The organism is Nonomuraea purpurea, from assembly GCF_042650645.1.
GTDB lineage: Bacteria > Actinomycetota > Actinomycetes > Streptosporangiales > Streptosporangiaceae > Nonomuraea > Nonomuraea purpurea.
Window position 1 is genome coordinate 37,342 of record NZ_JBHSBI010000025.1, and the last position, 24,279, is coordinate 61,620.

Consider the following 24,279-nt stretch of genomic DNA (forward strand, 5'->3'; position numbering starts at 1 on the left):
CCGACGAAGGAGGGCTCATGACGTACCTTCCCTACGGCAAGGCCGCCAGCGGACCGTGGGCGGTCGAGGTCACCCCGTCCCTGGCGGGCTGGGACTATTCGGGGCTGCGCGTCGCGGACCTGACGGACGCCCCGGTGACCTTCGACAGCGGCCAGGAGGAGCTGCTGGTCCTGCCGCTGGCCGGCTCGTGCACGGTCACCGTCGCGCCCGGCCGGGGAGGCGAGGCCGGCACGTTCGTGCTGACCGGCCGTGCGTCGGTGTTCGACGGCCCCTCCGATTTCGCCTATATCCCGATTTCTTCGCGGGTGACCCTGGAGGGCGCCGGCCGCATCGCCCTCCCCTCCGCCCGCGCCACCCGAGCGCTGCCCCCGAGGTATGTCGCCGCCGCCGAGGTCCCGGTGGAGATCCGCGGCGCGGGCCAGGCCACCCGCCAGGTCAACAACTTCTGCGCCCCCGACATCTTCGACTGCCACAAGCTCATGGCCGTGGAGGTGCTCACCCCTGCCGGCAACTGGTCGTCCTACCCGCCGCACAAACACGACACGGACCATCCGGGCGAGGCGGTGCTGGAGGAGATCTACTACTTCGAGGTCGCCGACCAGGGCATCGGCTACCAGCGCGTCTACTCCTCGGAACGCGGCCACATCGACACCCTCGCCGAGGTCTCCTCCGGCGACGTCGTCCTGGTGCCCTACGGCTACCACGGCCCCTCCATGGCCGCCCCCGGCTACGACCTGTACTACCTGAACGTCCTGGCGGGCCCGGCCGAGCAGCGTTCGATGGCGTTCTGCGACGACCCGCGCCACGCCTGGATCCGCTCCTCCTGGGACGCCCAGCCGACCGACCCCAGAGTGCCGTTCAGGAGGACGTCATGATCCGGTTGACCGTCGCGCAGGCCGTCGTTCGTTTCCTCGCCGAGCAGTGGAGCGAGCGCGACGGCGTGCAGCGCAGATTCTTCGGCGGCTGCGTGGGCATCTTCGGCCACGGCAACGTCGCCGGGCTCGGGCAGGCGCTGGCCACCTCCTCCGAGGACCTGCCCTACCACCTGAGCCGCAACGAGCAGGCGATGGTCCACACGGCCGCCGCGTACGCCCGCGCCAGCAACCGCCTGGCGACCCTGGCCTGCACCACCTCCATCGGCCCCGGCGCCACCAACATGATCACCGGCGCGGCGGGCGCGACGATCAACCGGCTGCCCGTGCTGCTGCTCCCCGGCGACATCTTCTCCACCCGCGTGGCCGGCCCGGTGCTGCAGGAGCTGGAGGACGCCCGCTCCTACGACATCTCGGTCAACGACTGCTTCAAGCCGGTCTCCCGCTACTGGGACCGGCTCAACCGCCCCGAGCAGCTCCCCTCCGCCCTGCTGGCCGCCATGCGGGTGCTCACCGACCCGGCCGAGACGGGCGCGGTGACGCTGTCGCTGCCGCAGGACGTGCAGGCGGAGGCGTACGACTGGCCTGATGAGCTGTTCGCCCGCCGTGTGTGGCACATCCCCAGGCCGCGCCCGGAACGGGCGGCGCTGACCAGGGCGGCCGAGCTCCTCGGGGAGTCCGCGCGCCCGCTGATCGTGGCCGGCGGCGGGACGATCTACAGCGAGGCCACCGACCAGCTCAGGCTCTTCGCCGAGATGTTCGGCATCCCCGTCGCCGAGACGCAGGCGGGCAAGGGCGCGCTCCCGTACGGGCACCCGCTCGCCGTGGGCGCGATCGGCGCCACCGGCACCACCGCGGCCAACGCGCTGGCCCGCGAGGCCGACCTGATCATCGGCGTCGGCACCCGCTACAGCGACTTCACCACCGCCTCCCGCACGATCTTCGCCCCCGACGCGCGCTTCATGAACATCAACATCGCCTCCTTCGACGCGGCCAAGCTGTCGGGCCTGCACCTGGTGGCCGACGCCCGCGAGGGGCTGGCCGATCTGGCCGAGGCGTTCGCCGGGGGACGCGGCACGCCCGACGCCTACCGCGCGCGGGCCGCCGAGCTGACCCGGACGTGGGACGAGGCCGTCGAGCGCGCCTACGGGCTGGAGGGCTCGCCGCTGCCCCAGTCGGCTGTGATCGGCGCGGTCAACGCGGCGGCGGGCGACGACGGCGTGGTCGTGTGCGCGGCCGGTTCGATGCCCGGCGACCTGCACAAACTCTGGCGGCCGAGCGGCCCGGGCAGCTACCACGTCGAGTACGGCTACTCCTGCATGGGCTACGAGATCGCCGGCGGCCTGGGGGTCAAGATGGCGGTTCCTGAGCGCGAGGTGTTCGTCATGGTGGGCGATGGGTCGTACCTGATGATGGCGCAGGAACTCGTCACGGCGATCTCCGAGAACGTCAAGCTGATCGTCGTCCTGGTGGACAACTCCGGCTTCGCCTCCATCGGCCGCCTGTCGGAGAGTGTGGGCGCCGAACGGCTCGGCACCTCCTACCGCCGTCGTGACGGCGGGCCGCTGCCGGTGGACCTGGCCGCCAACGCGGCCAGCCTGGGCGCCACGGTGCTGCGCCCCGAGTCGGTCTCCGACCTGCGCAAGGCGCTCGACGCCGCGCGTTCGGCCACCGAGACCACGGTCGTCTACGTGCGCACCGACCCCATGGCCGACGACGCGCCCTCCTCCGAGGCCTGGTGGGACGTGCCCGTGGCGCAGGTGGGGACGACGAGCGCCACGTACGCGGCGCGGGAGACCTACGAGGCGAACAAGCGGTCCCAGCGCCTGCACCTGGCTCCGCCCCGCTGAGCAGGATTGCCCCTGTTCGCCTGAGGGAACGCCTCTGACCAGGCACGATAGGGGGCAGGGGATGAGGCCGTGGCGGCTGCTCGGTTGGGTCGCGGTCATCGCGGTGGCCGGGTTCTGTCTCTACCATGTGCGTACGGTGGCCCTGTCGATCGTCATCGGCCTGTTCCTGACCGCGTTGCTGCTGCCGCCGGCGCGCTGGCTCAGGTCACGCGGGCTCAACCGGGCGCTGTCCACCGCGATCGTCTTCGTCTGCGGGATCCTGCTGGCGGCGGCTCTGGTCGCGCTGCTGGTGCCGCCCACCGCCGATGGCGTGACCCAGTTGCGCTCCAGCGTCGGCAAGGCGCTCGGCGGCCTGCACGACCTGGCGGTCCGGCTCGGGCTCAGCAACCAGCAGTTCATAACGCGGGCCAAGGAGTACCTGTCCTCCCAGGGCCGGCAGATCGCCAACGGGGCGCTGGCCGGGGTCAGGACCGTGGGCGAGATCGTCGTCGGGGCCGTGCTGGCGGTCATCCTGTCGGTGTACTTCGTGCACGGCGGCGACCGGCTCTTCCGCTGGCTGGTGAGCCTGGCCCCGGTCGCCGCCAGGGCCCGGCTGGCCGGGGCGGGCACCCTCGCCTTCTGGGTGATCGGCCGCTACATCCGCGGGGTCGCGATCGTGGGCCTGGTCGACGCGTTCTTCATCGGGATGACGCTGTGGATCCTCGGGGTGCCGATCGCGCTGCCGCTGGCGGTGCTGACGTTCGTGGGGGCGTTCCTGCCGATGGTGGGGGCCTTCCTGGCCGGGCTGCTGGCCGCGATGGTGGCGTTCGTGGCCAAGGGCTGGCTGGTGGCGCTGATCGTGGTGGCGGTGACCGTGGCGGTGCACCAGATCGAGGGGCACGTGCTGGCGCCGCAGATCTACGGCAAGGCCCTGGACCTGCCGGGGGCGGTCATCATCGTGGCGATCGCCGTGGGCAGCCTGGTCGCGGGCGTGGCCGGCGCGTTCCTGGCCGCCCCCGCCGCGTCGCTGCTGGTGAACCTGCGGCGGGCGTCGCTCACTCCCCCTCCTGTCAGAGGGTGAGCTCCGGTTCGTGCCTGATCGGGATCCCGTCGCCCTCGGCGGAGAGGGCCATCGTGAGCACGCGTGCCACGGCCGGCAGATCAACCGGCTCGATGGGACGTACAGACAGCGTCATGACCTTCATGATGTGACTTATGAGATGGGTAACGTTCGACTGTTTCGGAACGCTTGTCGACTGGCGCCACGGCATCCTGACCAGCGCCGACCTGATCGCCCCCGGGCAGGGACCGCGCCTGCTGGAGGCGTACAACCGGCACGAACCCGACGTACAGGCCGAAACGCCGGAGCTGCGCTACCGCCACGTGATGGCCGAGTCCCTGCGCAGGGCCTGCGCCGAGGAGAAAGTGGAGCTCCAGGCGGACGACGCCTCGGTGCTGGCCGCGACGATCCCGTACTGGCCGGTGTTCCCCGAGGTCGAGGCCGAGCTGTCCACGCTGCGCGCCGCCGGGTGGAACCTGGCGCTGCTCACCAACTGCGACCGCGACCTCATCGCCGAGACGCTGCGGCGGCTGCCCGTACGGTTCGACGCGGTCGTGACGGCCGAGGACGCGCGGGCGTACAAGCCGGCCAACGCGCACTTCGAGCTGTTCAAACGCTCGTACGAACCGGCCGCCTGGGTGCACGCGGCGCAGAGCTACTTCCACGACATGGTGCCCGCGCACCGGCTGGGCATCCGTCGCGTGTGGATCAACCGGCAGGGCGAGCAGGCGCCGGACCCGACGATCATCCAGCGCGTCCTGCCGGACCTGCACGGCCTCCTCACGGCCGTCCAGAACCTGTGACGCCGCCTCCGGTGTTCAGACGCGCTGCTCCAGGACGTCCGCGATGCCCGACAGGAAGGAGTCGACGTCGGCGATCAGGTAACCGGACCTGAACAGCACGGTCGAGAACCTGGCCTCCCGCACCTCCCGCGCCGTCACCGGGTAGTCCGTCGTGCCGCGCAAGGTGGCCACGATCCGGTCGAGGAAGGCGTCGATCTCGTCCTCGTTGTAGCCGGTGCCCATGCGGCCGGCGCGGAAGGCCACCCGTTCGACGCGGGCCGCCTGGGTCTCGAACCACTCCTGGCGCAACATCTCGCCGGTGGGCTCGGTCATGGCCAGGCGGACGGGACGTCTGGCCTGGGTCTCCAGCGCCACCACGAACGCCTCCAGGGCGAAGTCGACGGCGGTCTCCTGGTAGCCGCCACGTTTGGCGTGGAACGTGGCGGTCCTGACCTCGTCGGCGGTCACGGGCTCAAGGGTGTGCGTGCCTCTGCCCAGCGTCGACTCGATCCGCCCGATCAGGGCGTCGACTTCGACGGGGTCATAGCCTGAACGCATACCCATGACGCGCGGAAAGCGGTTCAAGCTCACACTCCTCGTGAGAAGCTGCTGGGGGTACCTCCATTGTGAGGTTCTTTATCACGCCCATGCGCACTGACATATACCGTTACTGCACCATGCGGCTGACCAAGGTTTTCTTCCGGTATCGAAGGCGTGACCCTTTTGTCATCCAGGGTGCCGAGGCTCAGCTCGCGCCCGGCGAGGTGATCGAGCTGACAGGCGTGAACGGAGCCGGCAAGTCGACCCTGCTCCGGCTCCTGTCGGGGCTCTCCCACCCGACGTCCGGCACGATCACCGGCCGGCCCGAGGTCGTCGGCTTCGCCCCCGACCGCTTCCCCACCGACCAGCCGTTCACGGTCACGGCCTACCTGAGCCACATGTCCCGCGTACGCGGCGGCGCCCGCTGGGAGCCCTGGGTGGAACGCCTCAACATGGGGCACCTGCTCACCGTCCCCCTGGGCGAGCTGTCGAAGGGCAGCGCCCACAAGGTCGGCCTGACGCAGGCGCTGATGGCCGCGCCGGGGCTGCTGATCCTGGACGAGCCGTTCGCCGGCCTCGACGCCGACACCCGCGAGACCCTGCCGGAGATCGCCACGGAGATCGCGGGCCGGGGCGGCATCGTCATCGTCAGCGATCACCAGGGCGGCATGCGCGGCCTGCCCGGCCTGCGTCACTGGTCGCTGCTCGACGGCCACCTCAAGGAGGGCACCACACCCCTCACCACCGACGCCCCGCCGACGGCGACCGTGGCCGTGACCCTCCCCACGGCCGACCTCGCCCACTTTCTCACCAGGATGCGCGAAGAGGGCTACCAGGCCCGTCAGATCGAGGAGACCGGATGATCGCCCTGGCTGCCTTCCGCCTGGCCGCCTACATCCGTTCGCACCGCGTCTACCAGGCCCTCCTCCTCGCCCTGGTCATGATCGCGGTCGTCCACGGCAGCAGGGCGCCGAAGGGCGCGGAGGCGAGCGTGCTCACCGACGGCGCCATCCTGATCATCCCCGTCCTGGCCTGGGCCGCGCGGAGCCTGCTCGACACCGAGCCCGACCGGCAGCGCGAGATGTCGGCCATCCAGGTGGGCGGCCGGGGCAGGGAGGTCGCCGCGGGCCTGGCGGCGGCGTTCGCGACCTGCGCGGCGCTGGCGGGCCTCGGCCTGGTCTGGGCCCTGCTGCTGGGCGTCTCCGCGTTCCCGTCGCCGGGCGTGCTGGCCGCCGCCCTCTTCCTGTACGGCCTGGCCACCCTGACGGGCACCGCGCTCGGCGCCCTCACCAGCCGCGCGATCCTGAACTCCCCCGCATTGTCCATCATGGTGTTGCTGCTGGGATTCCTGATGATGCTGCTGATCAGCGCCTCGGCGCTGTCCTGGCTCACCTTCCCGCTGATCGGCTGGATGAAGGCGGCGAACTCCGGCCACCTCCTCGACCAGTTCCCCTACCTCGCGTCGGTGTCCCTGGCGTGGTGCGCGATCGGCCTGGGCGCGTACGTGTGGCTGCGGAGGCGGATGTGACGGCCGCTACTCGGCGGCGGCGAGCTGGCCGCAGGCGCCGTCGATCTCGCGTCCGCGCGTGTCACGCACCGTGACCGGCACCCCGTGGAACTGCAGACGGCGCACGAACGCCCGCTCGTCCTCGGGCCGTGAGGCCGTCCACTTCGACCCGGGAGTCGGGTTGAGGGGGATCAGGTTGACGTGCACCAGTTTGTTCTTGACGAGCTTGCCCAGCAGGTCGGCTCGCCATTCGTGGTCGTTGATGTCCTTGATCAGGGCGTACTCGATCGAGACCCGCCGCTTGGTCTTGGCCGCGTACGCCCAGGCGGCGTCCAGCACCTCGGCGACCTTCCACCGCGTGTTGATCGGCACCAGCGTGTCACGCAGCTCGTCGTCGGGCGCGTGCAGCGACAGCGCCAGCGTGACCGGCAACCCCTCGTCGGCCAGCTTGCCGATCGCGGGCACCAGCCCCACGGTGGAGACCGTGACGCCGCGCGCGGAGATGCCGAGCCCATCGGGCGCGGGCTCCACCAGCCGGCGCACCGCCCCGATCACCTGCTTGTAGTTGGCCAGGGGCTCGCCCATGCCCATGAACACGACGTTGCTCACCCGGCCGGGCCCGCCGGGCACCTCGCCGGCCGCCAGGGCGCGGGCCCCGGCCACGACCTGCTCCACGATCTCGGCCGTGGACATGTTGCGGGTCAGCCCGGCCTGTCCGGTGGCGCAGAACGGGCAGTTCATGCCGCACCCGGCCTGCGAGGACACACACATCGTGACCCGGTCGGGATAGCGCATGAGCACCGACTCGACCAGCGCCCCATCAAACAGACGCCACAGCGTCTTACGCGTGGTGCCGCCGTCGGTCGTCATCTCCCTGACCGGCGTGAGCAGGTCGGGCAGGAGCGTGGCCAGCTTCTCGCGGGCGGCCGAGGGCAGGTCGGTCATCGCGCCGACGTCCGTCGTGAGGCGCTCGAAGTAGTGGCGTGAGAGCTGGTCGGCGCGGAACGCCTTCTCGCCCAACTCGGTCACCGCGGCCCGCCGGTCGGCCATCGACAGGTCGGCCAGGTGCCGGGCGGGCTTGGCCCGGCGCGGCGCGACGAAGGTGAGCTGACCTGGGGGCTGGGACACGATCCTTGCCTTTGCGTGAGGGGTCGTCGATCAGGGTAGTGAACGTTCGGATCGGAGGTGGCATTCCTGCTCGCGTCATGGTCACCCCCCGATCTACAGTCGAATCGTATGGCGATTCTTCGGTCGGCGTCCGGCGAGAGTGGCGCCGAGGTCGTTCTCGCCGCCGGCAACCCCTACGGCAGCCGGACGCTCGTGGTCGAGCGGGACGAGGACTCCTCGGTAGCTTACCTGTGCTCGCCGGACGGCACGGTGCACGGCGCGGTCTGGCTGGCCAACCACCGCCCCGCCCCGGCCGTGGTGGACCTGACCAGGATCAACTCCGGCCTGCCTCCGCTCATGCCGAGGGCGAACACGCTCCACCCCGACGGCCGGCGACCGCTCGGCCAGCTCAGCCCGCTGTGGTTCGAGGAGGGCGACGGGGTCGCCCTGTACGAGGACGACGACCTGCTGGCGGTCATCCCCGGCTGGGCCGACATGAGCAGGGGCATGCCCGGCTACGCGCGTGACGCGGTGGGCGAGTCACCGTTCGCCTGGGCGCTCTCCGAGGCGCTCGACGGGCTGCGGCCCCGCCTCTCCAACGCCAGGTCCTACTGGCGCTGGCGGCACGGCGAGGGGTCGTGGGCGTCGTTCCAGCAGTTCGTGATGGGCCATTTAGACGGGGTGCTGGGTCCCGCGGGCCGCTACTGGGACGCCAGCGGGGAGCGGCTGCCGACCGTCGGCATCACCGAACGCCCGCCGCACGGCGAGCGCGCCTTCACCGTCCTGTCCACGGTCGGGATGAGCTGCCAGCGCATGCCCACGGTGGAGCAGTGGATCGACAAGCCGGGCGCGTACGCGCGGATCGAACTGGCCGTGGCCACCCGCGACGACCCGAGGGACGCGGCCCTGCTGCTCGTGTGGTTGTCGCAGTATCCGTGGCACTCGGTGACATGGCTCGGCCACGGCCACACGGCCAGGTGGTATCACGAGCCTTCGACGTTCCCGCTGGGCCCGCAGTACTCAGGGGTGCTGATGCAGGCCGACGCCCCACACATGCCCGACATGTCAGGATTCGCGTTTGGGGGCGAGATCGTCCGCTGGCTCTGGCTGACCCCGGTCACCACACAGGCGATGGACCACTAGGGGAAGAAGAGGGTCATCAGCAGCCAGGCCGGCACCAGCGTCATGACCAGCGAATCGAGCCGGTCCATCAGGCCGCCATGGCCGGGCAGGATCGTGCCCAGGTCCTTGATGCCGAGATCCCGCTTGATCATCGACTCGACCAGGTCGCCCACGGTCGCCAGCAGCGCGCCGAGCGCGCCGATCAGCGCCCCCTGCCAGATCTGCCCGCCGAGCAGCCACACGACCAGCCAGCCCCCGACGGCCGTGCACGCGACGACCGACCCGGTGAACCCCTCCCAGGTCTTCTTCGGGCTGATCGCCGTCATCTGGTGCCTGCCGAACAGCACGCCCGCGATGTACCCGCCGATGTCGCTCGCCACGGTCACCGCGATGAAGATCACCACCCGGTGCTCGCCGTCGTGCGCCTTGAGCAGCAGCGCCGCGAACGAGGTCAGCATCGCGGGATAGAACAGCGTGAGCACCGACGCCGAGACGTCGCGCACATAGCCGTCCGTGCCGTCGCTGAACATCCGCCAGATCAGCAGTACGACCGCGAATATCGCGAACGTGGCCAGCAACCACAGCGGCCCGCCCCAGTACGCCCCCGCCTGCATCGCCACCAGGCCGGCCACCACGGGCACGGCCGGCACCCTGATGCCGCGGACGGCGAAAGCCTTGATCAGCTCCAGCACGCCCACGGCCACGGCCCCCACCATGACCAGGAGGAACAGCTCCTTGATCGGCGAGTAGAGGGAGCCGAGCACCAGCGTGGCCAGCCCCAGGCCGACGGCTATCGCGGCCGGCAGGTTCCTTCCGCTACGGCTGCCGCCGCCGGAGCTGGTGCCAGCCGTACGTTCATCCACAGACTTCTCCAAGAGCCACGGCCCCCGCCTGCCCGGCGAGGGCCGTAGGTGCAACCCTGTGGCGGCCCGCTGAACGCGGCCCGCCCTGCGGCGCGCCGCTCAGACTTCGAGCAGCTCGGCTTCCTTGTGCTTGAGCAGCTCATCGATCTTGGCGACGTGCTTCTGCGTCAAGTCGTCGAGCTCTTTCTCGGCCCGCCTGACCTCGTCCTCGCCCGCGTCGCCGTCCTTGATCATCTTGTCGAGGATCTCCTTGGCGGAGCGGCGGATGTTGCGGATGGACACCTTGGCGTGCTCGCCCTTGTTCCTGGCGACCTTGATGTACTCCTTGCGGCGCTCCTCCGACAGCTCGGGGAACGTCACGCGGATCACCTGGCCGTCGTCCGTCGGGTTGACGCCGAGGTCGGAGTCGCGGATGGCCTTCTCGATCGCGCCCATGGAACTCTTGTCGTAGGGCTGGATCAGCACCATGCGCGCCTCGGGCACATGGAAGGACGCCAACTGCTGGATCGGCGTCGGCGTGCCGTAGTACTCAGCGCTGATCTTGTTGAACATCGCGGGGGTGACCCGGCCGGTGCGGATGCTCGCGAAGTCCTCCTTCGCGACCACGACGGCCTTGTCCATCTTTTCCTCGGCTTCGAGGAGGGTTTCGTCGATCACAGCGGCTCCCTGTCGTCTTCTAGCTGGCGGTGTCGGGCTCGCTCGCTCATTTGCCTGCGGGACTCACCAGCGTGCCGATTTTCTCACCGCGTACCGCTCGCAGGATGTTGCCCTCGCCCATGAGGTCGAAGACCACGATCGGCAGGTCGTTGTCCTTGCACAGGCTGATAGCGGTGGCGTCCATGACCGCGAGGTCGCGGAGCAGCACCTCGCCGTAGTCAAGGTGGTCAAACCTGACCGCATCCGGATTTTTACGTGGATCGGAGTCGTAGATGCCGTCCACCTGCGTGCCCTTGAGCAGCGCCTCGGCACCGATCTCCAGCGCACGCTGCGAGGCCGCGGTGTCGGTGGAGAAGAACGGCGAACCGAGCCCCGCCCCGAAGATGACCACACGCCCCTTCTCGAGGTGCCTGATCGCGCGGCGCGGCAGGAACGGCTCTGCCACCTGCTGCATGGTGATGGCGGTCTGCACGCGCGTCTCCACGCCCCGCCGCTCCAGGAAGTCCTGCAGGGCCAGGCAGTTGATGACGGTGCCGAGCATGCCCATGTAGTCGGCCCTGGCCCGGTCCATGCCCCCCTGAGACAGGGTGGACCCGCGGAACATGTTGCCGCCGCCGACCACGACCGAGACCTGCACGCCCTCCTTGACCGCCTCGGCGATCGAGTCGGCCAGATGATCGACGACTGTCGGGTCGATGCCCAGCGGCTCGCTCCCGGCGAACGCCTCGCCCGACAGCTTCAGCATCACCCGCTTCCACCTCAGTGGGCTTGGAGGTGGGGAAGCCGCCGTCCGTGTGGATTCATGGGCTGTCTCCCGGTGGTCCTGCACGGCGGCGGCCTCCTTCATTCGGCGGATCGTTGAACTGGCAGCTTGCCTAAGCCTATGCCTGGCCGACCTTGAAACGGACAAAGCCCAGGACCTCGACGCCGTTCTCCTCGGCGTACTTGCCCACACTCTTCTTGTTGTCCTTGACGAACGCCTGCTGGAGGAGCGTGAAGTCCTTGTACCAGCCGTTGACGCGACCGTCGACGATCTTGCCGATGGCGCCCTCGGGCTTGCCCTCCTCGCGGGTCATCTCCTCGAAGAGCTTGCGCTCCTTCTCGACGACCTCGGCGGGCACGGAGTCGGGCTTGAGGAACTGCGGGGCCATCGCCGCGGCGTGCTGGGCGATGTCCTTGACGACCTCGGCGTTCGGCTTGTCCAACTGGACCAGCACGCCCACGGCCGGCGGCAGCGCCGGGTCGGTCTTGTGCATGTAGGCGCCGATGTAGCCACCCTCGATCACCGCGAAGCGGCGGATCTCGATCTTCTCGCCGAGCGCGGCGTTGGCCACGTCGAGGTGCTCCTTGACGGTCTTGCCGTCGAACGAGGACTCCAGCAGCGTCGCCACATCGGCGGGCTTGGTGTCCAGGACGTGCGCGACAACCTGGCCGGCCAGCTCCTGGAAGCGCTCGCCCTTGGCCACGAAGTCGGTCTCGCAGTTGAGCTCGAGCAGCGCGGCAGAGGAGTCGCCGTCCTGCTTGAGCGCCACCAGACCGTTGGACGCGGTACGGGTCTCGCGCTTGCCCACGTCCTTGGCGCCCTTGAGGCGCAGCAGCTCGATGGCGCGATCGAAGTCGCCCCCGGACTCCTCGAGCGCCTTCTTGCAGTCCATCATGCCGGCGGCGGTGATCTCGCGAAGCCGCTTGACGTCGGCCATGTTCACGGAAGCCATGCTCTTTTTCCTTGTGGGATTTCGTCGTCGTCGTGGATCGGGGTGGGCTTCGCGCTCACCCTTTGGTTCTCGTACGGCAGGCGCGTGCCTGGTCTTGCCCGGGGCCTGGCCAGGTCGGCTTGCTTCGCTCGTATCGGCTGGGCTGCGTCGCTAGGCATACTGCCCAGCCCTGCCCGGCTTACCGCCCCGACCCCGGCCTGCCCTCCCCGGCGAGCTGCCCGGAACGTCCGCTTCATCGCGAACGCCTTCTTCCGGGCCGCCGCCCCGTGAAGGACTCGGCCGCGTACCTCGGTCGGAACGTCTTCCCTCGGAACGTACAGCCGCCTGCCCGTTCCCAGAATCGGAGCACCCCGGACGCCCAGCACGCCCGAAACAGCCTTCGCATTCCGAACGCTCAGCACGCCCGAAACACTCCGCGCTCCGGGACATCCTGCACGCCCGAATCACTTCGCGCGCTCCGGACATCCTGCACGCTCAGAACGCTCTGGAGCTTCAAGCGCCCGGAACATCTGGCGTGCCCGGCCTACCGGGAGGCTCGGGGCGACCTGCCGCCCGCCTCGATCGAGAGAGACCCTCTCCCGAGGCGCCCGGCCAGTCGGCGGCTTGCCAGTCCACCATGCCTTCGGCTCCAAGCCCTCAGCAAGCAGGGCGGCCAACCGGAAAGTCGGCCGACACCTGCCATTACCGTGCCGTTACCTGATCAGGGACCGACCTGACGGCCGTTCACCTGACCAGTCGTGCTGGACTGCCCGGATCGGGCCGCAGGCCTGTTACCACCCGGCCCGACCTGCCGCCCGACGAGCCTTACCAACCCGACCAGGCTTCCCGCCCGACCAGAGCCGCCGCGCCCGACCAGGCTTCCTGCCCGACCAGAGCCGCCGCCCAACCAGAGCGGCCGTCCGATCAGTCTTACTGCCCAATCGGACCTGCCACTTGGTCAGGGCTGCGGCGCGGCCAGTCTCACCCTCGGCCAGGACTACGGTCCGGTCAGGCTTGGCCCTCAGCCGGAACTGCGCCCGTCACGGCTACTGCTCGGTCAGGCCTGCTGCCCGGTCTCGCCCTCGGCGGCGGCCTCGGGAGCGGTCTCGGGAGCTGCGGCCTCGGGAGCGGCGGCCTCGGGAGCGGCGGCCTCGGGAGCTGCCGGCGCAGCCTCCTTGGCACCGGCCTCGGGAGCGACCTCAGCAGTAGCCTCAGGAGCGGCCTTCGCCTCTTCGGCGGGACGCTCACCCGTGCCCTGCTCGATCAGCTCGCGCTCCCACTCGGCCAGCGGCTCGGCGGAGGTCGGCTTCTCGTCGCCACGCGCGGCGCCGGAGCGGGCCATCAGACCAGCGGCGACACCGTCGGCGACAACCCTGGTCAGCAGGCCGACGGCGCGGATGGCGTCGTCGTTGCCCGGGATCGGGTAGTCGACCTCGTCGGGGTCGCAGTTGGTGTCGAGGATCGCGACGACCGGGATGCCAAGCTTCTTGGCCTCGCTGATCGCGATGTGCTCCTTCTTGGTGTCGACGACCCACACCGCGCTCGGCACGCGGCCCATGTCGCGGATACCGCCGAGCGTACGCTCAAGCTTGTCCTTCTCGCGGCGGCGCATGAGGAGCTCCTTCTTGGTGAGCCCCGAGCCGGCGACGTTGTCGAAGTCGAGCTCCTCGAGCTCCTTCAGACGCTGAAGCCTCTTGTGCACGGTGGAGAAGTTGGTGAGCATGCCGCCCAGCCAGCGCTGGTTGACGTAGGGCATGCCGACCCGAGCGGCCTGCTCGGAGATGGCCTCCTGAGCCTGCTTCTTGGTGCCGATGAACAGGATCGTGCCGCCGTGGGCGACGGTCTCCTTGACGAAGTCGTAGGCGCGGTCGATGTACGAGAGCGACTTCTGCAAGTCGATGATGTAGATGCCGTTGCGCTCGGTGAAGATGAAGCGCTTCATCTTCGGGTTCCAGCGCCGGGTCTGGTGACCGAAGTGAACGCCGCTCTCGAGCAGCTGTCGCATGGTGACGACGGGGGCCATGTGATGGTCCTCCAGGTCTGGCGCCCTGCGGATGGGCGCGATTCTCGGTTGTGCCGCGGCAGCGCGTGGTCTACCGCCCTGATGCCCCGAAACCTCTCCAGCCGGACGCTCGGCCCGGACCGAAGGAGCGGTCCGCAATGGGGCATGCGAAGTCGGCCTGTGGTCACAGGCCACCGAAAAGTCTACCTCCCGCACCGCCCCAGGCTGACCGCGTGTGGTCAATCGGACATCTCGCCCTGCTCGTCACCACCCCACCGAACGATCACCCACTCCCAAGGGCTTCCAAAGAACGCCCCCTCGGACAACCTCCGCCCGAAGAGCCCGTCCACGCCCCCCACAGCCACCCCAAGCTCACCAGGCCAACTTTCGGACCGTCCTCGTTCGTTCTGGGACGTGTGACGCCTCGGACCGCACGGCCCTCGACCCTTGGAGCCATAATCACGTCCAGGCGCCGTAGACCTGTCGTGTTCGACCTCTTGAGCCGAACCACGTCCGGCCCCTTGGGACGCCTCGGGCCGCACGGCCTTCGGTCCTTGAGCCATATTGCGTCCAGACACCGTAGACCTCTCGCGCTCGAACGCTTGAGCCGAACCACGTCCGGCCCCTTGGAGCGCATTGGTGCGGCTCCCACCGCATTAGGCCGCGCGAGGCGCATTGGGCCGGGCTGAAACCTTGGAGCCACGCAAGGCGCATCAGGTCGCGTACAGCCCTTCGAGTCACGCAAGGCGCATGGGGTCACACAGGCGTTGGGCCGCGTAAGACGCATTGGGACAACTTGGGTCGCATTGGGGCGCGTTGAGGCGTATTGGGGCGCCACATTGGTGGGACCACGCCTACCGACCACCAAGCCACCCCACCGCCCAAACCCGATCACCCTGCGTCATGATCCTCGGTCGGCAACCCGGGAACCACCCTCTTCGCCACCGGAAAGAGCTTGATCTGCGCCTCGGCGACCCTGGCCCCTTCCGGCGCGACCTCCTGACTCCGATCTCGGGCGAAATAGGGCTCGATCAGCTTCTCGATCTCCGCATTCAGCCGCGCCAGCTCCTGAGCGTCGACCCGGATCCGGTAACGGCTGAAACGAGCCGCGTCCCGCCATTCCTCAGGCTCCTGACCGACATTCGACAGAGCCCGCCGCGCCTCCTCGTCGGCCTCCCGGGCGAGGACGTCCATCAACAGAACCTTGGCGTCCCGAACCTCCGGCTGATCATCGGGCAGAACCCCAACGCTGAGCGGCGCGTCCACGGCCTTCCATACCCGCTCCCTGCCATCGCCCCGGGGAGGCGCGTCCTCCACGAACCCGTACTTGGCCAGCATCCGCAGGTGATAACTCGCCGCACTGGGCGTGATCCCCGCGATCTCCGCCACCTCGGTAGCAGTTGCGGCTCCTTCGGCACCGAGCCTGTTCAGGATCATCAACCGCGCGGGGTGGGCCAACGCCCGCATCGCCTTGGGATCGCTGAGGGCTTGCCTGTCCCGCGTCATGAGCCAAAGGTACCCGCCCACCAAGACGTGAAGCATTGCCTTCACAACTGTGAAGGATTACCTTCATACTTATGAAGCGTTCCCTTCACAACAACGCCAACACCTCTCCCTCCCCCAACCACTCCGAAACCACCCCGCCCTTGGACCATCCCCAAACCAACCCCACCAACTCCGCCCAACCCGATCTCAAGCACCCCAACCTCACCCAGGCCAAACCTCCCCATCCCGGCCGCGCCCAGCCCGAATCACCCCACCCTGAACACGCAGCGTCCGAACCACCCCGCCTCAAGCCCACTCACCCCGAACAGTCCCAGGCCGCCCCTTCCCATCCACTCCCATCAGGACCTTCACCACTGCCTTCGCCACTGCCCCCGATCTCAGCAATCCCATCAACCCCGAAAACAACAGCAACACCACCAACTGCGGCAACGAAAGCAACCTCAGCCTCACCAACATCAAGGCCCTCGCGCACCCCAACCCCGATACCGCCCCCACTTCCAGCCCTGGCCCCCCTCCGCAAACAGCGGGACTACCGCCTGCTCTGGTCAGCCCGGACCATCTCGGTCACCGGTTCCGAGGTCTCAAAGCTGGCCATCCCGCTGACCGCGGTCACCACCCTCACCGCCTCCCCCTCCCAAATGGGCCTGCTGACCGCGGCCGCTTCATTGCCCGCTCTCCTGTTCGGCCTCCAATCGGGCGCCATTGCCGACCGTCTCACCCGTCACCGCCCTCTGATGATCGCCTGCGAACTCGTGTCCTGCGCAGCCGCCGCCGCAGTCCCCGTGGCCTGGCTGCTCGGCGTCCTGAACATCACCTGGCTGATAGTCGTCGCCCTGGTGATCGGCACAGCCGGGGTGCTTTTCAGAGCCGCGAACTTCCCCCATGTGGCGGCGGTCGTCTCTCCCGCCCAGCGAACCGAGGCGATGGCCGGTTTCCACGCCTCCTACTCGGTGGCCTCGGTGGGCGGCCCCGGCCTGGCAGGTTTACTGGTGCAGTTCCTCACGGCCCCACTGGCCGTACTGGCGGAGGCGTTGTCGTTCCTGACCTCAGCCTTGTTGCTCCGCACGATCCGCACCCCAGAGCGGAACGAACCAACACATTCCCGAGGCATGTGGCGTGACATCGTCGAGGGCCTGCGAACCAGCGTCACCAACCCGGTGCTCCGGGCCCTACTGGGCGCAGGCGTGACGATCAACTTCTTCGCCATGGCGTACACAGCCGTCTACATGCTCTACATGCTGAACACGCTCAACATCCCCAAGGGCCTGATCGGCGTCCTTATCGCGATAGGAGGCGTCGGAGGCCTCCTGGGTGCCTGGGCCACGGCCCGCCTGGCCAAACGTTACGGCGAGAACCGCGTCCTGCGCGCCGCGGTTCTCCTCTTCCCCGTCGAAATCCTCACCGTGGGCCTCCTGACAGGCCCGCTGTGGTGGAAACTCTCACTCCTGGCCCTGACGGGAGCGATCGCCGGCGCCATAGTCGTGGCCTTCGCCACCTGCATGGGCGCGATCACCCTTCGCGAATCCACCCCAGAGCTCCGCGGCCGAGTGAACGCCACCATGACCTTCGCCATACAGGGCGTCCTGGCCCTGGGCGGCATGACCGGAGGCCTCCTGGCCGAGTATCTCGGCCTGCGCCCAACCATCCTCATCTGCGCAGCGGGCATGGCCCTCAGCTCCATCTGGATCTGGACCTCTCCCCTACGCCCCCGCGACCACCCACATCCTCACCACGACAAGCAGCACCACCAACACATCCACTCTCCATCTCCGGAGACACCCTCTTGATCACCCAAAAGCGCCAGAGCTGACCAGGTCCACAAACCTCCGCCACTTATCCACACCCCATCCGCAGAGCTCCACCCGATCCCCAGAACGACGTTCGCCTCCTCGCCGCAACGACCCTCTCCACCAAACTCCCGCCATGACCACCCACCCCCACCCCAGCAGGAGTAGCCATCACCACCGAACCGTGATCCCCCGCAAAACCAGAACCCCCAGAAAAGCCATATCGGCAGCCCTCATCAGCACAGTCATGATGACGCTCTGGCCCTTCCTTCCCCCAGCAAGAGCCTCTTCTTCCCCCAAAGCCTGGCGCTGGCCGCTGGACGGACACCCCCGCATCCTCCGCCGTTTCACCCCGCCCCCCGAGCCTTGGCTGGCGGGCCACCGCGGCATAGACCTGGCCGCCCCCGCATCCACCGCTGTCCTCGCACCAGGCCCAGGCACAGTCCGCTTCGCCGGCCCCGTAGCCGGAAAAGGCGTGATCACGATCGACCACGGAGACGGTCTGCGCACGACCTACCAGCCAGTCAGCCCCTCAGTGCGACGAGGCCAACCAGTAACCCTCGGAGCCGAACTCGGCGTCATCGAACCCACGATCAGCCACTGCCCAGAGTCGTGCCTGCACTGGGGCCTACGCCGCGACACCCTCTACCTCGACCCGCTCCTCCTCCTTGGCCGAGCCCCCATCCGCCTCCTCCCGTTCTGGCCCCTTCCCACTCCACAACAAGCCCCCGCATCCCCACACAGCAACCCGACAACGAACCAAGCACCCCCACCAGCCATCCCACGCCCCCAGTACCCCGGAGACATCGCACCCAGCAAGCCCGTCATCACCACCGACACCGACACCCCTTCAACGCCCCCTCACAACCAAGGGAAAATCACCCCACTACCAGCCCCTTCATCACATGAGCCCTTTGAGCCTTATGAGAACGATGAGCCGCATAAGCAATCACCAACATCACTACAAACCCCCGCATACCAACCCCTGAAAAACACTCAATTGCTGACCCGCTCAGCCTCAACAATCACCGCCCCCGCCATCGCCCTCGGCACCCTCCTGGGAGCAGCCACGCTGATCACACTGATCACCCTGCTCATCACACCGCGCCGAAGACGACGCACCCGAAAGATCGGTCACCAAGGCCGACGACCAATAGGCCAGCACCGCAAACATCACCGCCATAGACGCCCACCCCGCAGACGCCGCCCGCCACCAGACTCCCGACCACCCCCTAAATAACCGAGAACCACCCAAAACACCCACCGCCTTGGGCCCGTCACCTACGACCGCCCCAGCCCCACCACCCCATCAAGCCCTCGGATGCGCCTGCCGATACGCGGCCCGCAACCGCTCAATCGAAACATGCGTGTAGATCTGCGTGGTGTTCAGAGAGGCGTGCCCCAGCAGTTCCTGAACACTGCGCAAATCCGCCCCACCCTCAAGCAGATGAGTCGCCGCCGAATGCCGCAACCCGTGCGGCCCCATGTCCGGCACCCCTTCCACCTGCGCCAACCGCGTATGCACAACACGCCGAACAGTCCCCGCATCGATCCGCCCGCCACGCACCCCGAGAAAGAGCGCCGCCCCCGACTTCTCCCTCACCCACAACGGCCGCCCATGGATGCACCACCGATCCAAGGCACGAAGAGCGGGCACCCCAAAGGGAACAGACCGCTCCTTACGGCCTTTACCCAACACCTTGATGACGTGCCGTTCCCGATCCACATCATCAACATCGAGCGCACACAGCTCACTCACCCGCACACCAGTGGCGTAAAGCAGCTCAAGCATCGCCTGATCACGGACCTCCTTCGGCTCCACGGTCGGGGGCGCCTCAAGAACCGCCTCCGCCTGCTCTTGATCAAGCACGGCCGGCAACGGACGAGCAGCCTTGGCGCTCCCCAGCAACAACCCCGGATCCACCGGCAACCACCCACGCCGATGGCAGTAAGCAGTGAAGGTACGAGCACAAGCAGTCCGACGAGCCAAAGTAGCCCGAGCTTTTCCGGCCGCATGCTGATCGGCCAACCAAGCGCGAAGCCCCCCAATGTCAAGCCTCTCAATCCGCCCGTTCAGAAAATCAAGCAATCCCTCCACATCAGCCATGTAGGCCCGCACCGTATGCACAGAAAGATCACGCTCAAACCGCAAATACCGCCTAAACTCCCCCAAAACCTCTTCCCTACCCACACCCCCACCGCCTCCCACAACACCAACCCCCTCCCCCTCAACACCAACCTCGCGCCCACCCGCCGCTTCGCGCCCCACCACCAAACCCCGATCCGCCGCCAAACCCTGCTCCATCCCCGAACCCTGGCCTGCCGCCAAACCCTGCTCCATCCCCGAACCCTGATCTGCCGCCGAGCCCCGCTCCATCCCCGTGCCCCTCTCCACGCCCGACTCCCGCCTCATCTCTGAACCTCAATCCGCCCTTGGGATGGTCGGTCTCCTACCCTGCCCCAGCAATCACGCCCCGTTCATACGCCTACGCTGCCCCACTACCACGTCTCATCCTGGCCCCGTTGAACGCCCGCCGCCATGAGACGATCTTCCTAGTTAATCGGTGAGCGATTCCAGAAGGGTGCGGGCGAAGGACGCGGCCGCCTCGTCGTCACCCCGTCGGCCGGGCGGAGACATGTGGCCCAGGAAGGCGTACTGGAAGCAGGCACCGAGCAGCAGGCCGGCGACGGCCTCGATGTCGGCTCCCGGGCGCAGTCGGCCAAGGTCCTGTTCGGCACGCAGGTAGGCGGCAACCACCTCGTTGACCTGGTGTGGGCCGGCACCCCGGTCCCGCAGTTCGCTCTTGTGCGCGGCCAGGGTGTTCGGGTCGGCGAACACCGAGGCGAGCATGGGGAAACCCTCGCGGTAGAAGGCGATCGCGGCCTTGGCAACGGCGGTGAGGTGGCCTTCGAGGGTTCCCGTGCCTGCTTTGTCGCCCAATGCCTGCGTTAACTGCGCGAAGCCGGGTGACCGTTCCCGAATCACTGCCAAGAGCAGGTCGGCCTTGTTGGTGAAATGCTTGTACAGGGCCGCTTCAGTGAATCCGGCAGCCTGCGCGATCTGGCGTGTGGTCACATTGGCCAGCCCGCGCTCGGCCATGACGCGTGCGGCCGCGTCGAGGATCACATCTCTGGTGCCCATCGTCGCCCTTCTTCCCAGTCGTTGCGCGCTTGACGTGGTTAGTAAACGCTCACTAACCTCACAGAAGTTAGCGAGCGTTTACTAACCTCGGGGAGTCTAGATGAAGCTCACCGTCTTCGGCGCGACCGGCGGCACCGGACAGCGCCTCGTTGACCAGGCCCTAGCCGCAGGTCACCACGTCACGGCAGTCGTCCGTGACCCGGCCCGGCTCTCCCAGGCGAACCACCCGCACCTCGAGCCGGTCACCGCCGACATCATGGACGCCACCGCGATCACCCCCAGCGTGACCGGCTGCGACGCCGTCATCTCGGCCCTGGGACTGCGGCCAGGAGCGGGCGGGTCAGTATGCGCTGACGGCGCTCGCGCGATCATCACCGCGATGCGCTCTACCGGCACCCGCCGCCTCATCGTCGTCACCGCCAGCGGCCACGTCGTGGACGAAGGCGACGGATTCGCCAGCCGCGTACTGTTCAAGCCGCTGCTGGGGCGCTTCCTTCGGAAGAACTTCGCCGACTTCGCCCGTACCGATGAGATCGTCCGCGCCAGTGGTCTGGACTGGACGATCATGCGGCCGCCGCGGCTGACGAACGGCAAGCGCCGTCCGTACCGCACCGCGATCGACCGCAATGTGCGGGGCGGCATGACCATCGCCCGCGCTGACCTCGCCGACGCCATCCTCGCCGCTCTGGCCGATCCCGCCACCGTCGGCCACAGCCTCTCCGTGGGGTACTGACACAAAGAGAACGATCTCAATCTGCCTGGGCCTGCTGCTGAGCGACCACGAGCTGCACGGCCGACGCCGTGGTGCACCTGTCCCTCTTCCGGTTGGTCGACGATCCGTCAACCACCGTCTACGCCGAGCCGGCCCAACAACGAGCCTGGGTGGCCACCCCCCGAGCCAGCTTGACCCAAGGCTCCCTCGACACCGACCGGGTAACCACCCTGCGCCCCGCCCGAAACACCGAAACGACAAGTTCACCAACGCGAACACCGCCGGCGGAACCGCAGGAAACCTCATACAACGGGTCGACACCGGACATCGTGACCTGCAATCCAACCGCGGTCACGATCCTGATCGACACCAGCGCCGTCCGCAACGCCATCCCAATCACCAAGTACCGAGACAATCCCCGCGCCATGCGCCAATTACCGCGCGCAAGCTGCTGAGCCAGGGCGTCACAACCCCGCCCGAACAACGATCACCAAACCAGCCAATTTTAACAGAAAGGACGGATGCGCTCCGTTTCCCGCAACCCCATGGATTGTCCACTCTCGCGCCTCGCCGCTACACGCCTCACTGACGTCCGCATCGACGACTCTGGCGTCCATTCAGCCGAGGAGACATATGCATGGGTATGCGTGCGGATGATCCGCTTCGTTCATGTTATGCCCGCAAGGAAATTTCCTTCTCCAGTGAATCGACATCCCCTCCAGGTAGAGAAAACTCCATCCAGATCCGAATGACGGTCGCGATGACGGTCCAATGTTTGTAAGCATGCCACCACGGAAACCGGATCCCGTCATCGGCGACGGGGTCCCTCACGACTGCCGTAAGGGTAGGGATGCGTGGACGTAGAGGCAGAGATCATCGAGCTTAAGCTCCGGATTGAGGAGCTCGAAGCCCGCCAGCGTTCCGGAAGTCAGGCCAAAACGGCATCGAACGACTTCGTTCGTATGGAAGATGCAGTTTTGGGTGCCCGAACTGAGATATGCCAGGACATCGCAGCCTTCTGCGACGAACTAGCAGGATTCTGGCGCTACACGGACGAGCACTTCAGGTTTGCTCGAGCCGAGATACTCGAAAAGCTCACCGCGCTGCAGTGCGCGGTGATCGAGCTAGGACTGAAAATGAACAAATGGCCGGAGGAGGGCTGGAACTAGCACCGAGTTGAGCCCTCGGCCCAGCAGCAGGCCGGGGGCTCACCACTATTCGACTGCCGAGCAGCGGTGAGTGGATGGGGTGAGTGCTGGGGGTCGTGCCGAGCAGTGGTGGGTTCGTGCGTCGTCGTGGGGCTATGCTCCGCGGGAGCGAGAGGGATCGTGCCCCATGGGACGGCTCTCAGACGAGAGGCATCTGACGGCCTTTGAGTGATCCCTCCGACGGCCCTCTGGGCTTCGGCATGGGGTGTGTGAAAGTGGGAGTCACCGGCGCTCTTTCCACTTCACGAGTTGTCGCACGCACGTCACACTGTGTCTGCGGCCATCGCGTTGCCGACCTTCGGTCTCGGCTGGACCTCCGAGGGTCAAGCGGTGGCCGTCACCATTTCCGGCCCATGCATGCTGTCAGCCGGGCCATGGCGCCTCCGAGGGTTGATACGCGGATTGGGTGGGTGGGAAGTCCTCTGGCGGTGGGGGAACGTCGGTGGGGTCGGGTTCGGGGATAGGTGGGGGTTCGAGGGCGTCGGACTCTGGGGCCTTGAGGTAGCTGGAGGGCTGCTTGCGGAGGCGCCAGCCTCGGGTGGTTCGTTCTATGTAGCCTGCGGCTGCCAGGCCGCCCAAGGCGCTCAGAGCAGTGTCCAGGCCAACCCCTGCGGCGACCGCGATCGAGGCTGGGCCCGCGCCGCCACGCGTCGGAATCGCATCCAGGACCTTCCTGGTCGCCTCGTTGAGGCTGTCTCTGGGGACTGCCGGAGGGCGGGTCTGCGTGGCCAGGTCGTCGCCTATGACGCCGACGAGGTCGATCATCTCCTCAGGTGAGGTGATGCACACAGCCTTGCGTTCACGGAGGAGTTTGTGGCAGCCGGCTGACTGGGCGGACGTTATCGGGCCCGGGACTGCTCCCAGGTACCTGTTGAGGGTCAGGGCGTGGGCGGCCGTGTTGAGGGCTCCGCTGCGAAGGGCCGCCTCCACCACCAGGGTGCCTCGTGAGAGGGCGGCTATCAGGCGGTTCCTGATGAGGAAGCGGGCCCGGGTGGGGTGCACGCCCGGCGGGCATTCGCTGATCACCACTCCCTGGTCTTTGACGGCGGCGAACAGGGCTTCGTGGGAGCTCGGGTAACAGACGTTCACGCCGCACGCCAACACCACCACCGTCGGCGAACCGGAGGCCAGGGTGCCGCGGTGGACCGCTCCGTCCACGCCGTACGCGCCGCCTGACACGACGGTCCATCCTGCCTCGCCGAGGCCGACGCCGAACTCGGCCGCGATATGCGTTCCGTAAGGCGTCGCGGAGCGTGCCCCGACCACGGCCGCGGATTTGAGGCAGGAGAAGCGGAGATCCGCCTTGCCGTGGAGCCAGAGTCCAAGGGGGCGGCTCGCGCCGAGCTGGTCCAGTTGGGTGGGCCACTCGGGGCTGCCCGGGATGACCAGCCTGGCTCCTGCCTTCTCTCCTTCTTCGAGGTCGGCGGTGGGGTTGGAAGAAGCCAGACGGGCGTACCAGACGTTCAAGCGGGCGGTCAGGTCCGGTGGGCGCTCCTGCTGGGCTTCCTTGGCTGTGAACTCCGGAGGGAGAGTGCGGGCGCGGATCGCCTCCACTGCTTGCGAAGGGCCGTATTGCAAAACCAGGCGGCCCATGATGGGGTCGCCGACGTCGGCAGCCCGCATGAGAGCGGCCCTGGCCTCGTACTCCCGGGCGTTGCCGTTGCTGCTGATGGTGGCCTCTGAAGGCAGCAAAGGTTTGGTGGTTGTGGTGCTGGTCGCAGCGGGGCCTGGAGGCGGGGTGGTCGGTGTGGTCGTGGGATGCGGGGCAGTCGGCGGCGTGCCTGTTGAGAACGTGGTGGTCGATGTGCTCGATGGAGGTGTGGCGAGCGCGGAGAGTTGTGAGGGTGTGTCGGTCTCGACAGTCCCTTCTGGGAGGGGGAAGGTCGCTG

General features: G+C 67.9%; 24 protein-coding genes and 1 pseudogene. 12 read left to right on the forward strand and 13 right to left on the reverse strand.

Annotated features, from left to right (window positions below; genetic code table 11):
- Positions 1-17: 17 nt before the first annotated feature.
- The 3 genes from iolB (at position 18) to ACFOY2_RS37775 (ending at position 3,782) form a co-directional block, all read left to right on the forward strand.
- Entirely contained in the window at positions 18-875 is an 858-nt protein-coding gene (gene iolB, locus ACFOY2_RS37765) for a 5-deoxy-glucuronate isomerase (protein WP_379532913.1), read from the forward strand.
- Positions 872-2,722, forward strand: coding sequence for a 3D-(3,5/4)-trihydroxycyclohexane-1,2-dione acylhydrolase (decyclizing) (gene iolD / locus ACFOY2_RS37770; protein ID WP_379532914.1), 1,851 nt, complete (start codon positions 872-874; stop codon positions 2,720-2,722). Before iolB ends, iolD begins: the two co-directional genes overlap by 4 nt.
- 61 nt (positions 2,723-2,783) lie before the next feature.
- A complete protein-coding gene (locus ACFOY2_RS37775) occupies positions 2,784-3,782 on the forward strand; it encodes an AI-2E family transporter (RefSeq protein WP_379532915.1) in 999 nt (332 codons plus the stop codon).
- On the opposite strand, the gene ACFOY2_RS37780 is transcribed toward ACFOY2_RS37775, so the two are convergent.
- The gene (locus tag ACFOY2_RS37780) at positions 3,772-3,897 is read right to left on the reverse strand and encodes a hypothetical protein (protein ID WP_379532916.1); all 126 of its coding nucleotides are present in this window, start codon (positions 3,895-3,897) and stop codon (positions 3,772-3,774) included. The two genes, ACFOY2_RS37775 and ACFOY2_RS37780, sit on opposite strands and share 11 nt — an antisense overlap.
- 19 nt (positions 3,898-3,916) lie before the next feature.
- On the opposite strand from ACFOY2_RS37780, the gene ACFOY2_RS37785 reads away from it, so the two are divergent.
- Entirely contained in the window at positions 3,917-4,564 is a 648-nt protein-coding gene (locus ACFOY2_RS37785) for an HAD family hydrolase (protein ID WP_379532917.1), read from the forward strand.
- 15 nt (positions 4,565-4,579) lie between these two features.
- Here the strand turns inward: ACFOY2_RS37785 and ACFOY2_RS37790 are convergent, their stop codons facing one another.
- On the reverse strand, positions 4,580-5,128 hold the full coding sequence (locus ACFOY2_RS37790) for a DivIVA domain-containing protein (RefSeq protein WP_379532918.1): 549 nt from the start codon (positions 5,126-5,128) through the stop codon (positions 4,580-4,582).
- A 62-nt stretch (positions 5,129-5,190) separates the two neighbouring features.
- Here ACFOY2_RS37790 and ACFOY2_RS37795 point away from each other — a divergent pair, with 62 nt between their 5' ends.
- Both ACFOY2_RS37795 and ACFOY2_RS37800 read left to right on the forward strand, forming a co-directional pair.
- Complete coding sequence (locus ACFOY2_RS37795) at positions 5,191-5,946, forward strand: ABC transporter ATP-binding protein (protein ID WP_379532919.1); 756 nt, start codon at positions 5,191-5,193, stop codon at positions 5,944-5,946.
- A complete protein-coding gene (locus ACFOY2_RS37800; RefSeq protein ID WP_379532920.1) occupies positions 5,943-6,611 on the forward strand; it encodes a hypothetical protein in 669 nt (222 codons plus the stop codon). Before ACFOY2_RS37795 ends, ACFOY2_RS37800 begins: the two co-directional genes overlap by 4 nt.
- Positions 6,612-6,617: 6 nt before the next feature.
- Here the strand turns inward: ACFOY2_RS37800 and rlmN are convergent, their stop codons facing one another.
- Positions 6,618-7,718, reverse strand: coding sequence for a 23S rRNA (adenine(2503)-C(2))-methyltransferase RlmN (gene rlmN / locus ACFOY2_RS37805; protein ID WP_379532921.1), 1,101 nt, complete (start codon positions 7,716-7,718; stop codon positions 6,618-6,620).
- A gap of 108 nt (positions 7,719-7,826) precedes the next feature.
- Between rlmN and ACFOY2_RS37810 the strand changes: the two genes are divergently transcribed.
- Positions 7,827-8,840: a suppressor of fused domain protein gene (locus ACFOY2_RS37810; protein ID WP_379532922.1), complete on the forward strand. Its 1,014-nt coding sequence runs from the start codon at positions 7,827-7,829 to the stop codon at positions 8,838-8,840.
- Here ACFOY2_RS37810 and ACFOY2_RS37815 read toward each other — a convergent pair.
- From ACFOY2_RS37815 to ACFOY2_RS37840, 6 genes are all read right to left on the reverse strand, one after another.
- Entirely contained in the window at positions 8,837-9,682 is an 846-nt protein-coding gene (locus ACFOY2_RS37815; protein ID WP_379532923.1) for a phosphatidate cytidylyltransferase, read from the reverse strand. The genes ACFOY2_RS37810 and ACFOY2_RS37815 overlap by 4 nt on opposite strands.
- 99 nt (positions 9,683-9,781) lie before the next feature.
- Positions 9,782-10,339, reverse strand: coding sequence for a ribosome recycling factor (frr, locus tag ACFOY2_RS37820; RefSeq protein ID WP_357828518.1), 558 nt, complete (start codon positions 10,337-10,339; stop codon positions 9,782-9,784).
- Between the two features lie 46 nt (positions 10,340-10,385).
- Positions 10,386-11,084 (reverse strand): UMP kinase, encoded by a 699-nt coding sequence (gene pyrH / locus ACFOY2_RS37825; RefSeq protein WP_357828581.1) that lies wholly within the window; start codon positions 11,082-11,084, stop codon positions 10,386-10,388.
- A 136-nt stretch (positions 11,085-11,220) separates the two neighbouring features.
- Positions 11,221-12,054, reverse strand: coding sequence for a translation elongation factor Ts (tsf, locus tag ACFOY2_RS37830; protein WP_379532924.1), 834 nt, complete (start codon positions 12,052-12,054; stop codon positions 11,221-11,223).
- Positions 12,055-13,090: 1,036 nt separating this feature from the next.
- Positions 13,091-14,056, reverse strand: a complete 966-nt coding sequence (gene rpsB / locus ACFOY2_RS37835; protein ID WP_379532925.1) for a 30S ribosomal protein S2 — start codon at positions 14,054-14,056, stop codon at positions 13,091-13,093.
- A gap of 870 nt (positions 14,057-14,926) precedes the next feature.
- Entirely contained in the window at positions 14,927-15,541 is a 615-nt protein-coding gene (locus ACFOY2_RS37840) for an ArsR/SmtB family transcription factor (RefSeq protein ID WP_357828526.1), read from the reverse strand.
- Between the two features lie 503 nt (positions 15,542-16,044).
- Between ACFOY2_RS37840 and ACFOY2_RS37845 the strand changes: the two genes are divergently transcribed.
- Positions 16,045-17,328 carry an MFS transporter gene (locus ACFOY2_RS37845; protein ID WP_379533014.1) on the forward strand — a complete coding sequence of 428 codons (1,284 nt, stop codon included), beginning with the start codon at positions 16,045-16,047 and terminating at the stop codon, positions 17,326-17,328.
- Between the two features lie 250 nt (positions 17,329-17,578).
- Positions 17,579-18,568, forward strand: a complete 990-nt coding sequence (locus tag ACFOY2_RS37850) for a murein hydrolase activator EnvC family protein (RefSeq protein WP_379533015.1) — start codon at positions 17,579-17,581, stop codon at positions 18,566-18,568.
- Positions 18,569-18,637: 69 nt separating this feature from the next.
- Here ACFOY2_RS37850 and ACFOY2_RS37855 read toward each other — a convergent pair whose 3' ends face one another.
- From ACFOY2_RS37855 to ACFOY2_RS37865, 3 genes and pseudogenes are all read right to left on the reverse strand, one after another.
- Positions 18,638-19,252, reverse strand: a complete 615-nt coding sequence (locus tag ACFOY2_RS37855) for a tyrosine-type recombinase/integrase (RefSeq protein ID WP_379533016.1) — start codon at positions 19,250-19,252, stop codon at positions 18,638-18,640.
- 21 nt (positions 19,253-19,273) lie between these two features.
- Positions 19,274-19,741, reverse strand: a pseudogene (locus ACFOY2_RS37860) (site-specific integrase); the annotation flags it as partial.
- A gap of 144 nt (positions 19,742-19,885) precedes the next feature.
- Positions 19,886-20,455: a TetR/AcrR family transcriptional regulator gene (locus ACFOY2_RS37865; protein ID WP_379532926.1), complete on the reverse strand. Its 570-nt coding sequence runs from the start codon at positions 20,453-20,455 to the stop codon at positions 19,886-19,888.
- A gap of 115 nt (positions 20,456-20,570) precedes the next feature.
- Here ACFOY2_RS37865 and ACFOY2_RS37870 point away from each other — a divergent pair, with 115 nt between their 5' ends.
- The 3 genes from ACFOY2_RS37870 to ACFOY2_RS37880 all read left to right on the forward strand — a co-directional run bounded on the left by ACFOY2_RS37870 (position 20,571) and on the right by ACFOY2_RS37880 (position 22,351).
- A complete protein-coding gene (locus ACFOY2_RS37870) occupies positions 20,571-21,203 on the forward strand; it encodes an NAD(P)-dependent oxidoreductase (RefSeq protein WP_379532927.1) in 633 nt (210 codons plus the stop codon).
- 68 nt (positions 21,204-21,271) lie between these two features.
- A complete protein-coding gene (locus tag ACFOY2_RS37875) occupies positions 21,272-21,637 on the forward strand; it encodes a hypothetical protein (RefSeq protein WP_379532928.1) in 366 nt (121 codons plus the stop codon).
- A 399-nt stretch (positions 21,638-22,036) separates the two neighbouring features.
- On the forward strand, positions 22,037-22,351 hold the full coding sequence (locus ACFOY2_RS37880; protein ID WP_379532929.1) for a hypothetical protein: 315 nt from the start codon (positions 22,037-22,039) through the stop codon (positions 22,349-22,351).
- 402 nt (positions 22,352-22,753) lie between these two features.
- Here ACFOY2_RS37880 and dprA read toward each other — a convergent pair whose 3' ends face one another.
- Positions 22,754-24,082: a DNA-processing protein DprA gene (dprA, locus tag ACFOY2_RS37885; RefSeq protein ID WP_379532930.1), complete on the reverse strand. Its 1,329-nt coding sequence runs from the start codon at positions 24,080-24,082 to the stop codon at positions 22,754-22,756.
- Positions 24,083-24,279 lie beyond the last annotated feature (197 nt).

Excerpts from the sequence above, each read along its gene's own strand:
- iolB (WP_379532913.1), top strand. The coding sequence starts at position 18 with ATGACGTACCTTCCCTACGGCAAGGCCGCCAGCGGACCGTGGGCGGTC.
- iolD (WP_379532914.1), top strand. The coding sequence starts at position 872 with ATGATCCGGTTGACCGTCGCGCAGGCCGTCGTTCGTTTCCTCGCCGAG.
- ACFOY2_RS37775 (WP_379532915.1), top strand. The coding sequence starts at position 2,784 with ATGAGGCCGTGGCGGCTGCTCGGTTGGGTCGCGGTCATCGCGGTGGCC.
- ACFOY2_RS37780 (WP_379532916.1), bottom strand. The coding sequence starts at position 3,897 with ATGACGCTGTCTGTACGTCCCATCGAGCCGGTTGATCTGCCGGCCGTG.
- ACFOY2_RS37785 (WP_379532917.1), top strand. The coding sequence starts at position 3,917 with ATGAGATGGGTAACGTTCGACTGTTTCGGAACGCTTGTCGACTGGCGC.
- ACFOY2_RS37795 (WP_379532919.1), top strand. The coding sequence starts at position 5,191 with ATGCGCACTGACATATACCGTTACTGCACCATGCGGCTGACCAAGGTT.
- ACFOY2_RS37800 (WP_379532920.1), top strand. The coding sequence starts at position 5,943 with ATGATCGCCCTGGCTGCCTTCCGCCTGGCCGCCTACATCCGTTCGCAC.
- ACFOY2_RS37810 (WP_379532922.1), top strand. The coding sequence starts at position 7,827 with ATGGCGATTCTTCGGTCGGCGTCCGGCGAGAGTGGCGCCGAGGTCGTT.
- pyrH (WP_357828581.1), bottom strand. The coding sequence starts at position 11,084 with ATGCTGAAGCTGTCGGGCGAGGCGTTCGCCGGGAGCGAGCCGCTGGGC.
- tsf (WP_379532924.1), bottom strand. The coding sequence starts at position 12,054 with ATGGCTTCCGTGAACATGGCCGACGTCAAGCGGCTTCGCGAGATCACC.
- rpsB (WP_379532925.1), bottom strand. The coding sequence starts at position 14,056 with ATGGCCCCCGTCGTCACCATGCGACAGCTGCTCGAGAGCGGCGTTCAC.
- ACFOY2_RS37840 (WP_357828526.1), bottom strand. The coding sequence starts at position 15,541 with ATGACGCGGGACAGGCAAGCCCTCAGCGATCCCAAGGCGATGCGGGCG.
- ACFOY2_RS37850 (WP_379533015.1), top strand. The coding sequence starts at position 17,579 with ATGACGCTCTGGCCCTTCCTTCCCCCAGCAAGAGCCTCTTCTTCCCCC.
- ACFOY2_RS37870 (WP_379532927.1), top strand. The coding sequence starts at position 20,571 with ATGAAGCTCACCGTCTTCGGCGCGACCGGCGGCACCGGACAGCGCCTC.